This is a genomic window from Methanothermobacter sp. KEPCO-1 (assembly GCF_008033705.1).
GTDB lineage: Archaea > Methanobacteriota > Methanobacteria > Methanobacteriales > Methanothermobacteraceae > Methanothermobacter > Methanothermobacter marburgensis.
Genome location: NZ_CP042937.1, coordinates 686,266 through 699,394, shown reverse-complemented (window position 1 = coordinate 699,394; position 13,129 = coordinate 686,266). Strand labels below are relative to the sequence as shown.

General features: G+C 48.0%; 15 protein-coding genes and 1 tRNA gene. 10 read left to right on the top strand and 6 right to left on the bottom strand.

Annotation, left to right across the window (positions count from 1 at the left end; translation table 11 throughout):
• The gene (locus FVF72_RS03760; protein WP_013294995.1) at positions 1 to 753 is read right to left on the bottom strand and encodes a HesA/MoeB/ThiF family protein; all 753 of its coding nucleotides are present in this window, start codon (positions 751 to 753) and stop codon (positions 1 to 3) included.
• A 284-nt stretch (positions 754 to 1,037) separates the two neighbouring features.
• Positions 1,038 to 1,146, bottom strand: a tRNA-Met gene (locus tag FVF72_RS03755).
• Between the two features lie 139 nt (positions 1,147 to 1,285).
• Here FVF72_RS03755 and FVF72_RS03750 point away from each other — a divergent pair.
• Together FVF72_RS03750 and FVF72_RS03745 are read left to right on the top strand one after the other, a co-directional pair.
• Positions 1,286 to 2,284, top strand: a complete 999-nt coding sequence (locus FVF72_RS03750; RefSeq protein WP_013294996.1) for a hypothetical protein — start codon at positions 1,286 to 1,288, stop codon at positions 2,282 to 2,284.
• 10 nt (positions 2,285 to 2,294) lie between these two features.
• Positions 2,295 to 3,122 carry a methanogenesis marker 8 protein gene (locus FVF72_RS03745; protein ID WP_013294997.1) on the top strand — a complete coding sequence of 276 codons (828 nt, stop codon included), beginning with the start codon at positions 2,295 to 2,297 and terminating at the stop codon, positions 3,120 to 3,122.
• Positions 3,123 to 3,124: 2 nt separating this feature from the next.
• Here FVF72_RS03745 and FVF72_RS03740 read toward each other — a convergent pair whose 3' ends face one another.
• On the bottom strand, positions 3,125 to 3,502 hold the full coding sequence (locus FVF72_RS03740) for a CBS domain-containing protein (protein WP_048901256.1): 378 nt from the start codon (positions 3,500 to 3,502) through the stop codon (positions 3,125 to 3,127).
• A 46-nt stretch (positions 3,503 to 3,548) separates the two neighbouring features.
• Between FVF72_RS03740 and thiC the strand changes: the two genes are divergently transcribed.
• The 6 genes from thiC (at position 3,549) to FVF72_RS03710 (ending at position 8,579) form a co-directional block, all read left to right on the top strand.
• The gene (thiC, locus tag FVF72_RS03735; protein WP_013294999.1) at positions 3,549 to 4,820 is read left to right on the top strand and encodes a phosphomethylpyrimidine synthase; all 1,272 of its coding nucleotides are present in this window, start codon (positions 3,549 to 3,551) and stop codon (positions 4,818 to 4,820) included.
• Between the two features lie 139 nt (positions 4,821 to 4,959).
• Positions 4,960 to 5,238 (top strand): glutaredoxin family protein, encoded by a 279-nt coding sequence (locus tag FVF72_RS03730; RefSeq protein ID WP_013295000.1) that lies wholly within the window; start codon positions 4,960 to 4,962, stop codon positions 5,236 to 5,238.
• A 9-nt stretch (positions 5,239 to 5,247) separates the two neighbouring features.
• Positions 5,248 to 5,700, top strand: coding sequence for a ferredoxin-thioredoxin reductase catalytic domain-containing protein (locus FVF72_RS03725; RefSeq protein ID WP_013295001.1), 453 nt, complete (start codon positions 5,248 to 5,250; stop codon positions 5,698 to 5,700).
• 19 nt (positions 5,701 to 5,719) lie between these two features.
• Positions 5,720 to 6,472: a winged helix-turn-helix domain-containing protein gene (locus tag FVF72_RS03720; RefSeq protein ID WP_147671247.1), complete on the top strand. Its 753-nt coding sequence runs from the start codon at positions 5,720 to 5,722 to the stop codon at positions 6,470 to 6,472.
• A gap of 1 nt (position 6,473) precedes the next feature.
• Positions 6,474 to 8,129 carry an ATP-dependent DNA ligase gene (locus FVF72_RS03715; protein ID WP_147671987.1) on the top strand — a complete coding sequence of 552 codons (1,656 nt, stop codon included), beginning with the start codon at positions 6,474 to 6,476 and terminating at the stop codon, positions 8,127 to 8,129.
• Positions 8,130 to 8,177: 48 nt separating this feature from the next.
• Positions 8,178 to 8,579, top strand: coding sequence for an exodeoxyribonuclease VII large subunit (locus FVF72_RS03710; RefSeq protein ID WP_255503796.1), 402 nt, complete (start codon positions 8,178 to 8,180; stop codon positions 8,577 to 8,579).
• Position 8,580: 1 nt separating this feature from the next.
• Here the strand turns inward: FVF72_RS03710 and FVF72_RS03705 are convergent, their stop codons facing one another.
• Both FVF72_RS03705 and FVF72_RS09395 read right to left on the bottom strand, forming a co-directional pair.
• Complete coding sequence (locus FVF72_RS03705; RefSeq protein WP_147671246.1) at positions 8,581 to 9,099, bottom strand: carbonic anhydrase; 519 nt, start codon at positions 9,097 to 9,099, stop codon at positions 8,581 to 8,583.
• A gap of 11 nt (positions 9,100 to 9,110) precedes the next feature.
• On the bottom strand, positions 9,111 to 9,245 hold the full coding sequence (locus FVF72_RS09395; protein WP_255503832.1) for a hypothetical protein: 135 nt from the start codon (positions 9,243 to 9,245) through the stop codon (positions 9,111 to 9,113).
• A gap of 202 nt (positions 9,246 to 9,447) precedes the next feature.
• Between FVF72_RS09395 and FVF72_RS03700 the strand changes: the two genes are divergently transcribed.
• Together FVF72_RS03700 and glmM are read left to right on the top strand one after the other, a co-directional pair.
• The gene (locus tag FVF72_RS03700; RefSeq protein WP_370511838.1) at positions 9,448 to 10,551 is read left to right on the top strand and encodes a hypothetical protein; all 1,104 of its coding nucleotides are present in this window, start codon (positions 9,448 to 9,450) and stop codon (positions 10,549 to 10,551) included.
• Between the two features lie 71 nt (positions 10,552 to 10,622).
• Positions 10,623 to 11,996 (top strand): phosphoglucosamine mutase, encoded by a 1,374-nt coding sequence (glmM, locus tag FVF72_RS03695; RefSeq protein ID WP_147671245.1) that lies wholly within the window; start codon positions 10,623 to 10,625, stop codon positions 11,994 to 11,996.
• On the opposite strand, the gene FVF72_RS03690 is transcribed toward glmM, so the two are convergent.
• Entirely contained in the window at positions 11,993 to 13,126 is a 1,134-nt protein-coding gene (locus tag FVF72_RS03690) for a tetratricopeptide repeat protein (protein ID WP_147671244.1), read from the bottom strand. The two genes, glmM and FVF72_RS03690, sit on opposite strands and share 4 nt — an antisense overlap.
• Between the last annotated feature and the right edge of the window lie 3 nt (positions 13,127 to 13,129).

The window sequence follows — 13,129 nt, the reverse complement described above, 5'->3', positions numbered from 1 at the left end:
TTATAGTTCAACAATTTTGAATGGTTCGCCCAGGAGCAGATCAAATTTCAGCATCTTCGGCGCGACTATTGGATCGCCCCTCCCGGTTATCAGTTTAAAAACCTCAGCCGCCTGCAAACACCCGGTAACATTGGCCACAGGCCCTATGACCGGCGGAGTTTCAGAGGATAGTTCTTTAAGCTTAGCCTTAACATCCCCTGTAAGGTCAAGACCCCTAGATGGTAGATTGAAAAGTTCCTCATAGGATGGAGAATCAGATGTGAAGACGCTCACCTGACCCATGGATCCATGTATGGCTCCGTGTATGAAGGGTATGCCCTCCTTGCTGCATCTTCTTGACGCCATGACCCTGGAGGTTATGTTATCAAGGGCGTCCACCACGGCGTCACTACCATCAATTATGGTTGGGGCATTTTTTTCCGTGAAACACTCATGAAATGCCTCAACATCAGCGAAGGGATTCACGGTCCTGATGCGTTCTGCTGCAACTTCAACCTTGGGGAGCTTAAGGGCGCTGAAACTGCTCATGAGCTGCCTGTTGATGTTTGAGACATCAAATACGTCGCTGTCTATTATCCGGATTCTGCCTATACCCATTCTCGCAAGCATCTCAACTGCAGCCCCACCTATACCACCACATCCAATTACAGAAACAGTTGAATCCCTGAGCCTTAACTGTTCGGCCTTTGAAATGAAGCCCATCTGCCGGCTGACCATCTCCCAGTATGCCATACTCTCATATCTTCTAGGCATTCCAACCCTCTTTAAATCCTATCGCAGTATATGTATGTCACTGAATTATATTAATGATTTTTACAGGTTTTAGCGGTCACATCATGACCCGGCACTGCATTGAAGTGGGTGGATGTGGCTTGCCGCATAAGAATAGGAGATTAAGTGGATTCGATAAATGACTGGTGATGTGGCCCTGAGGACACTGAATAGCATAATTAACTGGACTCTGTAAATGACTGGTGATATATTGCTACCATAAAACAGATGATCATCAGCGTATAATAAAAAAAGTGGTTTCAAGATGCCGGGGGCGGGATTCGAACCCGCGACCTCACGGTATCCCAGGAAAAAGTCAGAGCACTGCTTAATACCCTATGAGCCGTGCGCTCTAACCAGCTGAGCCACCCCGGCGTAGCTTATAAAAAATCAGTTTTCATCCAATTTAAACTTTTCTGTTAAACACCTGCGATGCATGAAAGCCACCACGATGCAACCATTATTACTGGGTGGTAACATAGATACAATCAGCCACTTGCAGTGGGGGAGGTCCATGCAGATCAGGGATCTTGATCTTTCAGAGGGTGCATGTGGTGCATGCCACCGGGTACTCAGGCATCTCTCAGAGGAGGAATTCATCATTGAAACCTCAGAGTACCCTGAGGGCGTCAGGGCACGTATACTGGACCCCTCAGGAGAGCTGGCTGGAGAGGGTTCAGACATAACCTGGGCCCCGGCAGTTCTCGACGCACAGATAAACGCGGGCTTTATTGATGATGACCTTTCAGATGTCCTGAAACCATTTCTTACAGATAAAAGGGACCAGAAGCGCGTTGCAGAAATGGCAGGGTATGGAAGGGTTGTCAACACAGCATCCATGGTTATATCACGGATATGGTCAGAGGGGGGGTCTGTTGAGGTTAAAAGGGATGGGGCAGGTATAAAGGTTGTTCTCTATTCCAAAAGTGGTGAAGAAACTGTATCCGCAGCCTCAGGGTTCTGCCCGGTCTGCGCAATCAACATAGCGGCTTCGAGGGTGGATTCACTGAGAAAGGAAATTGCCTCAGGAAGGTCCCGGAACACTGGAATGGAGAAATATGAGAGGGGGATCACCGGAAGACTTGAATGGAGGGGTAGGAGGGTTCACTCATATCTTATTGAGGATGGAAAGGTTATCGGAAGGAACTGGGGGTGCTGCATAGCATATGCTACCATAAGGGCCGAAATCGATGCAGGATTTGGAAGCAGTAAGTGGAACAGGCTCTTCAGGAATTACTGTGACCTCTGCCCACTCAAACATTTCTGGCTTGACAGGTCCATGGGGGCCCTGGGCAACAGGATCCTCCACAGGATGGGCAGGGCAGGTGTAAGGGAAAATGTAAGAATGGAAGATTATATAACTGTGGATATCATATCTGGTGATGAGAGGGTTGCATGTGGTATAGGGACGCTATGCTCATTCAGTGCAACTGTAAATGCGCTTCTGAGGTCAGATGCTTCACTGATCCTGAAACCTGATCCTGCCGAAGGATTTCCATATCCCCAGCGTTGAGGTGTTCTCTGTGGGTGAACATGTAATAGAGGCCCTGGGCAAAACCCGGGTTACAGTGAGGGACGGTAAGGTGGTCCATGTATCAGAGCCACTGATCCACTACTGCCCCCTGTTCCATAAGTATCGTGGCATTGAAAAGATCACATCTGAGGCGGTCCGCCAGAATATTGAATTTCGCATCAAGGATTTTGGCATGTGCACAGCCAACCGTGAATTAAGGATGAGGGATTTTCTATCATTTGGCATCTCAGAGATTATCTCAACACTCCTTGCCGAGGGGGAGGTGGACGCAGCCGTGATGGTCTGCGATGGGGCAGGAACCGTCATTGTAACAGAACCAGAACTTGCACAGGGTATAGGCGGAAGGATATCAGGTTTCATCAGCACCTCTCCTGAAAAGGATGTTATAGAAAAAATTGGCCCCAAAAATGTCCTTGACCCTCAAAAGGCAACGATAGACCAGCTTAAGGGCGTTGAAAGGGCTCTTGAAATGGGTTACAGAAGGGTTGCAGTCACAGTCAAGGATCCAGATGAGGCAGAGCAGTTAAGGGAAATCGGTGATGGAGAAATATACCTCTTTGCGGTTCACCTCACAGGAATAGATTACAGGGGCGCAGAGAGAATAATCAATACATGTGATGTTGTAACAGCCTGTGCATCAAAGTACATAAGGCGAATAGCAGATAGAAGGGCGCTGCTGAAGGTGGGCTCCTCAATACCCATATATGCGTGCACAAAAAGGGGTAAAAGATTCATTGAACTCAGATTGGAGATGATGGGGGCTTCGGGGAAGAAAAGTTCAGAAAGAAATCCACTGTCACCTGAACCCCTTGTATAACTCTAAAGGTGGTCCGCAACAGCCTTTATGATGCAGCTCTGAGTTATAAGCCCCACGAGCATATCATCTTTTACAACAGGCAACCTCTGATAACCGGTATCTGCCATTATCCTGCTTATCCTGCTTATTGGAGTATCCTCATGGACAACAACAAGGTCCTTGCTCATGATATCCTTCACCCGCAGTTTCAGGGCCTCACCACCGGCAAGCAGAATATCCCTGTGGGTTATGAGGCCAACAAGTCTGCCGTCCTCCACAACAGGGACGCCGCCAACATTTGCACGGACCATCTTGAGATTTGCAGCTGCCACAAGGTCTTCTGGATTAGCCACAATAACATCACGCAGCATTATGTCCCTTGCACGGAGCTTTCTAATCATGAAATTATTTTTATTGATGTCCATATATTAAGATTGAGGGATCAAAGTGACTCAGATGGAAGATGCAAGAAAGGGCAATATAACTCCTGAAATGGAGGAGGTAGCCCGAAAGGAGAACATTGATATTCAGATTCTCATAAAAAGCATTGCAGATGGTAGAACTGTCATACCATCCAATGTTAATAGAAGTTCATCACCATGCGGCATAGGGGAGGGCCTTTCAACGAAGATAAATGCCAATATTGGTTCATCCTCAAAGATGGAGGACATTGACCTAGAAGTTGAAAAGGCAATGGCGGCCGTGGAATATGGTGCAGATGCGGTCATGGACCTCAGCACGGGTCCTATGCTCCGGGAAGTTAGAAGGGCCGTACTAGAAGCCGTAGACGTACCCGTTGGAACAGTACCCATCTATGAGGCAGGCGTTGAGGTCTTCAGATCCAGCGGCTCGGTTGTGGACATGGATGAGGATGACATGTTCAGGGCAATAGAGAACCAGGCCAGGGATGGCGTTGACTTCATGACAGTGCACTCCGGGATAACCCTTGAGACAGTTGAGAGGGTCCAGCGATCAGACAGGATAATGGGTATAGTGAGCAGGGGCGGAGCATTCCTTGCGGCGTGGATAATCCACAACCAGGAGGAAAACCCCCTCTACAGTAACTATGACTACCTCCTTGAACTGGCATATGAGTACGATGTAACACTGAGCCTAGGGGATGGCCTGAGACCCGGCTGCCTTGCAGATGCATCGGATATACCCCAGATCCAGGAACTGCTCACCCTCGCAGATCTCGTTTCAAGGGCCCGTGATGCAGATGTACAGTGCATGGTTGAGGGTCCTGGCCACATGCCACTCGACCAGATCGCAGCAAACATGAAGATACAGAAGTCTGTCTGTGACGGTGCACCATTCTATGTCCTCGGTCCAATAGTCACCGACATGGCCCCAGGGTATGACCATATCAGTGCGGCCATAGGTGGTGCAGTTGCGGCAATGAACGGGGCCGACTTCCTCTGCTATGTAACACCTGCAGAGCACCTTGCCATACCCGGTGTGGAGGATGTTATTGAGGGGGTGGTGGCTTCCAGGATAGCTGCACAGGCCGCGGACGCCGCAAGCAAATTGTCGGGTGCCTGGAAATCTGAACTTGAAATGGCAAATGCAAGGAAATCCTTTGACTGGGATAAACAGTTTGAAATGGCATTTGACTCAAGAAAACCTGCAGAGTACAGGATGCAGTGCCCCATCGATGATTCAGAGATGTGCACCATGTGCGGGGAATACTGCGCCCTCAGGATCCTCAGAGGTGATTGAAGCACTGTTGAACATGGTCTCTGGAATGTCTGTGCTACCCCAGGTCTGAGGCAGGGGGACAGAACAGCTTCATCTACTGTGCTGTTCTATTCCCCAACAGTTAATATGGACCATTAACAGAAATTACAGTGGTGGTCCAATGAAATTTGAACATGTCGACGGGAGCGAAAAGGCAGAGATCCGGCTTTTTGCCCTGAGCACGTGTGGCTGGTGCAAAAAAACCCGTGAGCTGCTGGATGAACTTGGTGTGGCCTATGATTACATATACGTCGACCTCCTCCATGGTGATGAACGAGAAAAAGCCCTCAGTGAGCTCCGGAAGTGGAACCCATCCCTCTCATTCCCCACACTTGTGATAGACGATGGGGATGTTATTGTGGGATTTGATGCACTCTCAATAAAATCAGCCCTCAGGTAGGGGATCATCATGGCTGGTGAACTTGAAGCACTCTACAGAGAGATCAGGGAATCTGCAGAGAAATCAGGCTATAAAATCAACCCTGACAGGGAATTTGTCATGGACCTCCTGCGGGGGATCCTCACCAACCGTGAGAGGTATGGTTATGATTCCTGCCCCTGCAGGCTTGCATCCGGCAATCCAGAGGATGACAGTGATATAGTGTGCCCCTGTGATTACAGGGACGATGATCTTGAGGAGTATGGGACCTGCTACTGCGGCCTTTACGTTGCGGATGAGGATGTGGAGTTTAAATCAATCCCTGAGAGAAGGAATATGGAGAAAATCCCTGGGGGTAAACTTGACCTTAAGATCCCGGTACTCCGGTGCCGTGTATGCGGTTATCTCTGCGCAAGGAAGGCACCACCCGAACCGTGCCCCATATGTGGTGTCAGCGGAAAATTTGATGTTTTCCTTGAATAGAAGATGGTGAGGTGAATCCTTGCTGGAAGGCTACAGTGAAGTCAAAGAGGATCTCAGGTTCATTTTTGGCTCTGAGGTGAGACTGAAGGTCCTGCTTGCTCTCATGGATGGTCCCATGGAGCTATCTGAGATGAGGTCAGTTATAAGATCAAGCTCATCAACGATTCTACATGCCATATACCAGCTGGAAGAAAAGAGAATGGTCTCAAGGACCAACCGCAGGTATGAGCTTTCAGCAACGGGGAGGATAATATCCCTCAAGGTGCAGGGTATCATAGGGTCACTTCTTGCTATTGGAAACCTGTCGGAATTCTTTCTTGACCACGATCTATCATCAATACCAGATCACCTCCTCTCAAGCATAGAAGCCCTTGCAGGGGCCACTCTTCTTGAATCAAAGCCAGAGAACCTCACAGAACCATATGAGGTGGTGGAAAAGAACGCCCTGAATTCAGAGAGGGTCTGGGTCCTATCGGGGGTATATCACCCCTTCTATGAGGATCTCCTGAGGTCAGGGGCGGAGGCTGAGATAATACTTTCAGAGGACCTTATAGCCTCCATTGGAACTGATTTGCCTCAAAATGCCAGTATTCATTCCATACCAGCGAAGCTTAAGTTCAGCCTCATAATAACGGAGGGTTCAATGGCCCTATCTCTTTTCCTATCAGATGGCCTTTATGATCCATCAAGGTTCCTCTTTTCAAGGGATGATGAGGCAATTGAATGGGCATGGAGCCTCTTCAGACACTTTACAGACGATGGAGTTGGATAGATTGCTCTATATTGAACTTGCAGAGGTCTACAGAAAACTGGAATCAACAACAAAGCGCCTAGAAAAGACAGATATCCTTGCAGAGCTCTTCAGCAGCGTTGAAAGGGACCTTTTACCTGTGGTGACTCTCCTCATGCTTGGAAGGGTTTTCCCAATCTGGAGTGAGGAGGAACTCGGGGTTGGCATAAAACTTCTCATGAGGGCAATATCAACTGTCGTGGGGGTTTCGGTTGATGAAATAGAAGATGCAATGAGGGAGGAGGGGGATATCGGACTTGCGAGCGAGAAACTCTTCTCAAAGAAAACCCAGACTACCTTCTTTTCGCAACCACTCACGGTTGAATTTGTTTATGATAAACTGCGCTCACTGGCATCTGTAACAGGTGAAAGGGCTCAGGCAAGAAAAATAGGGATACTCGTTGAGGTATTATCCCAGGCAAAGCCCCTTGAGGCACGTTACATCACCAGGACGGTCCTTGAGGAACTCCGGGTGGGGGTTGCAGAGGGAATTATAAGGGATGCCATCTCCAGGGCCTCAGGAGCCGACCCGGCGCTTGTTGAGAGGGCCCACATGCTCACCAATGACCTGGGTATGGTGGCTGCAGTTGCAATGGAGGATGGTAATTCGGGCCTTGAAAAACTGAACCTTGAACCTGGAAGGCCTGTAAAGCCAATGCTTGCACAGCTTGCTGAAAGCATAGAATCTGCGATAGAAGAACTTGGCAGGGCATTCTGTGAGACAAAGTATGATGGGATAAGGGTCCAGATACACAGAAAGGGAGACGAGATATCCATTTTCACACGTAGACTTGAAAACATAACCGCGGCGGTCCCTGACATCCTTGAGGGCGTTGAAAGGGCGCTCCCGGATGAAGACTACATAGTTGAGGGTGAGATCATCGTTACAATTGAGGGCAGACCCGCTTCCTTCCAGTACATACTCCAGAGGGTCAGGAGAAAGTATGATATAGAACGATTGAGGAGGAAGGTTCCCCTTTCCCTCTTCCTCTTTGACGTCCTCTATTATGGAAGACCCCTTATCGACGAACCACTTAGGGAGAGGAGGAGGGTTCTTGAGTCAATCATCTCTGAGATTCCAGGGGAGATTGAGGCGAGCCGGATGGTTGATGTGGGCCCTGATAACGTTGATGAAGCCCTGTGGCTCTTCAGGGAATCAATAAGGGAGGGTCATGAGGGTATAATGATAAAGGACACAGAGTCACCATATATACCGGGTATAAGGGGTAAAAAGATGCTTAAATTCAAGGCCGAACCCGAAACACTGGACCTCATTGTGGTTGGTGGCACCTATGGCCGCGGAAAAAGGGCCCACCTTATTGGTTCATACCTTCTGGCTGCAAGGGATGATGATACAGGGGAGCTTGTGACGGTGGCTCATGTTGCAACGGGACTGGATGATGAAACCCTCCAGGAACTCTCAGAGAGGATGGAGAACCTTGCCATTGAGCGGAAGGGCAGGAAACTGAGTGTCAGGCCTGAGATAATACTTGAGGTGGCCTACAGTGAAATAGTCCGGAGCCCTGAGTATGAGAGCGGCTACTCCCTTCGTTTTCCTGTTGTAAAACGCATAAGGGACGATCTAAGCCCTGAGGACATTGATACGGTTTCCCGTATAGAGTCAATGTTCAGGGCTTGATGCGGAACTCCAGTAATATTTAAATATTCATATGTATTACATAATATCATGGGTTTCATGCTGGATGACAGGGCACTGCTTATCATCTCGGTCTTACTTGGAATCGCCGGGTTTATTGGAATGATAGTATCATCAGCATCACTCACACCCCCCGTCGTTAGAGTGTCAGATCTGGACAGGGCCATGATGGACAGGGAGATTACGGTTGAGGGTACAGTGATGGCGGTTCATGAACTCGAATCCGGGACTTTACTTTTAAAAATAAATGATGGGACAGGGACGGTAACAGCTGTTGCATTTAAATCCGTCTCAAAGGACATGGAACTGAGTCCTGAAATCTTAAGTGGAATGAGGATCCAGGTAACAGGAAGGGTTAAGGAGTATCATGGATCACTGGAGATCGTTGTTGAGAAACCATCGGCCATCATGCCAAAATCATTGGGGAGCTAGTTTAATCATCGATGTGCAATGATTTCAGTTCACCTGTGGCTATGTCAATGATAAGGCCATGGACCCTTACTGATTCAGGTATAAGTGGCGATGAACGCAGCCTCCTGATGCCCTCAATCACGTTTTCCTCCTCATCGGCTATGGGGTTCAGTATGCTGAGGCTGAAATTTTCAATGACATCCTCATCAACGCCAAGTTTCCTCATCTCTGATACTATGCGGTCCCTATCAAGGCGTGTCATACCACAGTCTGTGTGCCCCACTATGATTATCTCCCGTACACCAAGGGCATATATGGCCACTGCAGCTGACCTCACAGCACCATCATCCACGATGTTACCTGCGTTCCTTATTATCTTTGCATCACCCCTGCCTATCCCGAGGGCCTCCTCAAGGAATCCTGTGAGCCTTGAGTCCATGCAGGTGATGATGCAGAGACCCTTTGCTGGTTTTGCGTTCAGAAGGGGTCCCTCTTCATTAACAAATTTTCTGTTTTCAGAGAGGATATCCTTAATAACCATGATAACCAACCTCATTCTGTACCACTGAGAAACGTAAGGGGGATACCCATGGAGATTGTCAAGAGGAACGCCACTGTGATATTGACCCTTCTACCTCCGGTCTTTGCATTCCTCCTCGCACTCCTACCATCCCTGAGGTACAACATCCCACTTACATGGGATATTTACTACCATATACATAACGCTATGCTTTACATGGAGAAGGGTATCGTGTTCTGGGATCCACTTACATGTGCCCCTTACGGGAGACCCATCTGTTATCCACCCCTCTTTCATATAATGCTGACTCTCCTTGTTAAAATCACCGGTCTTGGCTTTTTAACTGTGGCAAGGTTCATACAGCCTGTGATGGCATTCCTGATTATCCTCTCATTTTCTTATATTGCAGGAAGGTTCTACGGATCTCTGGCAGGATTTTTGACAGGAATGCTTTCAATTTCAAGCCTATTCTTCTTAAGAATAATCATGCCCATTCCAGAATCCCTGGCCATGATATTCTTGCCCTTTTTTGTTTATGGTTATTGCATTTCCATGGAAAATGATTCTAAATTTTATCCAGTCTTCACCGGTATCATTCTTGGTGTGCTGATGTTAACACACCTATTATCCGCTGCAATGGCCCTTGCAGTGGTTTTAATCTCAACACTGGCTTCCCGAATCAGCAGGCACATTATAAAACCTGGAAATCTCCTTTTAATTATCCTAAGTGGTTTCATGCTGGCGATGATCTGGTATGCGCCTCTTATGGTTAAATATGGGTTTTTCTTCAGGCCACCACCAGCAGATCCACTTTCCATTGTGGGGTACCTGAACCATTTAGGGGCGTTGCTCACAGTGCTTGCACTGACAGGATTAATCTGCGCACTTAAAAGGAGGGATAGGACGGATATCCTTATGGCCAGCTGGTTCATATTTGTCCTGGCCGTGAGTACTGGTTACACTGTTGGATTGAAGGTCCTATCGGATAGAATACTGTACTTTGCACTCTTTCCTGCAGCAGCAATGGGGGCCAGCATATTCAATTCAATGAAGGTGGCTGATAGCAGGTGGCCTGTTTATGTTCTGGTTCTTTTTATCTCAGTTTACTCCCTCTGCAGCGGCTATGGAATTGCAGGTACCGTGAAACCGGAGGTTTCTGAATCTGAACTGGAAGTTGCCCAGTGGTTCAAGTATAACGGGGACCATAAAACCGTTGTTGTATCTGATTACCATATTCAGCCCTTAATCGTTTCTATTGCAGGGCAACCGGTATCTGCAGGTGGCTATGCCCCCGGATCTAGAGGCACGATTGATGCCAGGAAATACACCGTCACCCTTGAGTATACAGAGGATGACATCAGAATAGATAGGGTAGGTTATATAATTCTTGACACTAAAAACAGGAAAACGCCCCCGTATTCACGGAAGGTCTACAGAAACATGGATTTTGTGGTTTATAGAGTGGAAGTTTAGGATATTTTGTGGTTTATGTGGCGGAAGTCTATCAGGCTCCTTGCGATCAATAATCATATGAGGTTATAAAAATGAAGAGGCTCTTCGGTACATTTGGTGTTAGGAGACTTGCAAATGAGGTTTTAACCCCTGAATTCGCATCTAAACTTGCAGCAGCATATGGTTCCATTGTAGATGGAAAAATTGCTGTTGGAGGAGATACAAGGACATCCACTGTCATGATAAAAAATGCTGTTATATCCGGCCTTCTATCAAGTGGATGTGATGTTGTTGACCTTGGGATACTGCCGACACCAGCGGTCCAGTATGCGGTGAGGAATTACTATGATGGGGGTGTTATCGTAACCGCTTCCCACAACCCCCCAGAGTACAATGGGATAAAATTCGTTGACGGTGACGGTATAGGGATCCCTGATGATATGGAGGAGGAAATAGAGGATATATTCTTCCAGAAAAAATTTAAGAGGGCTTCATGGAATGAGATAGGCCATCTAACAGTCAATCAGGGCATAATAGATGAGTATCAGGAGGAGGTTATAAGGAGGGTCGATGCAGAGGCCATCAGAAAGAGAAACTTCAGGGTGGTGGTTGACTGTGGCTGCGGCGCTGGATCCTACACAATGCCATACATCCTCAGGAAACTGGGGTGCAGTGTTGTAACCCTTAATTCCCAGCCTGATGGGTTTTTCCCTGGTCGTGACCCTGAACCTGTCCCTGAGAACCTTTCTGAGCTCATGGAGACTGTCAGATCAACCGGGGCTGATCTGGGGATAGCCCATGATGGCGACGCCGATAGAACAATATGTATAGATGAGAAGGGCGAATTCGTCCTCGGTGATAGGACCTTTGCCCTTGTTGAGAAGAGGATGCTCCAGGAGAACGGCGGTGGAATAATAGTTACGACAGTCGCGACATCCTCAGCAATATACGACGTGGCAGAGGAGAACAACGGTGAGGTGATTGCAACCGCTGTGGGGGACCTCCTTGTGGCCAGAAAACTTAAAGAGACAGGGGGTCTGTTTGGGGGCGAGGAGAACGGTGGTCTGATATTCCCTGACTTTGTATATGGAAGGGACGCTGCCCTTACAGCCGCAAAAATCCTTGAGATAATGGCACATGAAGGAAGGCCCCTCTCTGAACTTGTGTCAGAGCTGCCATCATATTACTCCGAGAAAAAGAAGGTAAAATGTCCCGATGAAATCAAGGGGGATGTCATGAAACTGGTGGCTGAAATGGTGAGCACTGAACCTGGTGTGAGGGATATAGATACAACCGATGGCGTTAAAATCTTCAGGGACAGTGGTTGGGTTATAATAAGGCCGTCAGGTACAGAACCAATATTCAGATGCTTTGCAGAGTCAGACACCCAGGAAAATGCCACTGAAATGGCTGAATGGGGAATATCATTGGTGGAAGAGGCTATTGAGAAACTCGGGAAGGTCTAGAGGTTTTCAAGGCATTCCTCCAGCAGTATCTCTGCATCCTCATTTTCAGGGTTTAACTGGAGGGCCCTGCTGAATGAATCCAGGGCCTCCTCAAATCTTTCAAGTTCCAGCAGTGCAACACCTAGGTTGGTCCAGTAGACATCATTCTCTGGATCCATTTCAATGGCCCTTCTGTAGCATTCAATGGCCTCTTCAAATCTTTCAAGTTCAAGAAGGGCGTTGCCCTTACGGTTCCAGAGATTTGGGTCCTGTTCATCTTCAAGGGCCAGTTCAAGGGCATTGTTATAGGATTCTAGGGCATCCTCCATCCTTCCAAGTTCTGAGAGCAGGTTTCCCCTTGCTGTCCATAATTCAGCATTCCGGGGGTCCCTTTCAATCGCCTTCTCATAGAATTCAAGGGCTTCAACCGGTTTTTCAGCCACCTCGAGCATAACACCCCTCCAGTAAAGCAGGGCAGGGTCATGGGGCCTTATCTTCAGGGCCCTTGAACTGGTCTCAAGTGCCTCATCCACTTCACCCGCATTAAGGAGGGTTATGGCCATGTTGTTCCATATATATGGATTTTCGGGATCTATTCTTATGGCTCTCCTGTAGTTTTCAAGTGCTTCATCGAATCTCCCAAGCCTTGTGAGATTGTCTGCCAGTCTGTTGAGCACGTAAACATCGTCAGGGTCAATGCGTAGGGCTGCAGTATAACACAGGTGGGATTTATTGAATTTTCCCGAATCAAAGAGTATGTCAGCCCTCCTGGTTATCATGGCCTTTTCATCGATCTTTTTACCCTCCCATTCCTCCACTGGAAGCTTCCTGAACCTTATAACCTGGAATTCGGTTTCATCATCCACCTCACCCTGATACATCCTTTTGAATTCTTCCTCCAGTTCCCTGGCGTCCCTGAAACCATCCTCCCTTGCCAGTTCATCGTTTTTCCTGAGCTCACCGAACCTGACGGTTTCAACGTCTGTGACCACAGCCTCGAATACCTTCTCTCGGTCCTTGGAGACAAGGTTCCAGTAACAGTGAAGGCGATCACCCACCCTGAGGGGTCTCTTCCATTTTCTGCGTATGGTCATGGTCCTTTTTCCTGTTACAAGGTCAATGTCCCTGCTGCTGAATGATAGTATGGGCAATTT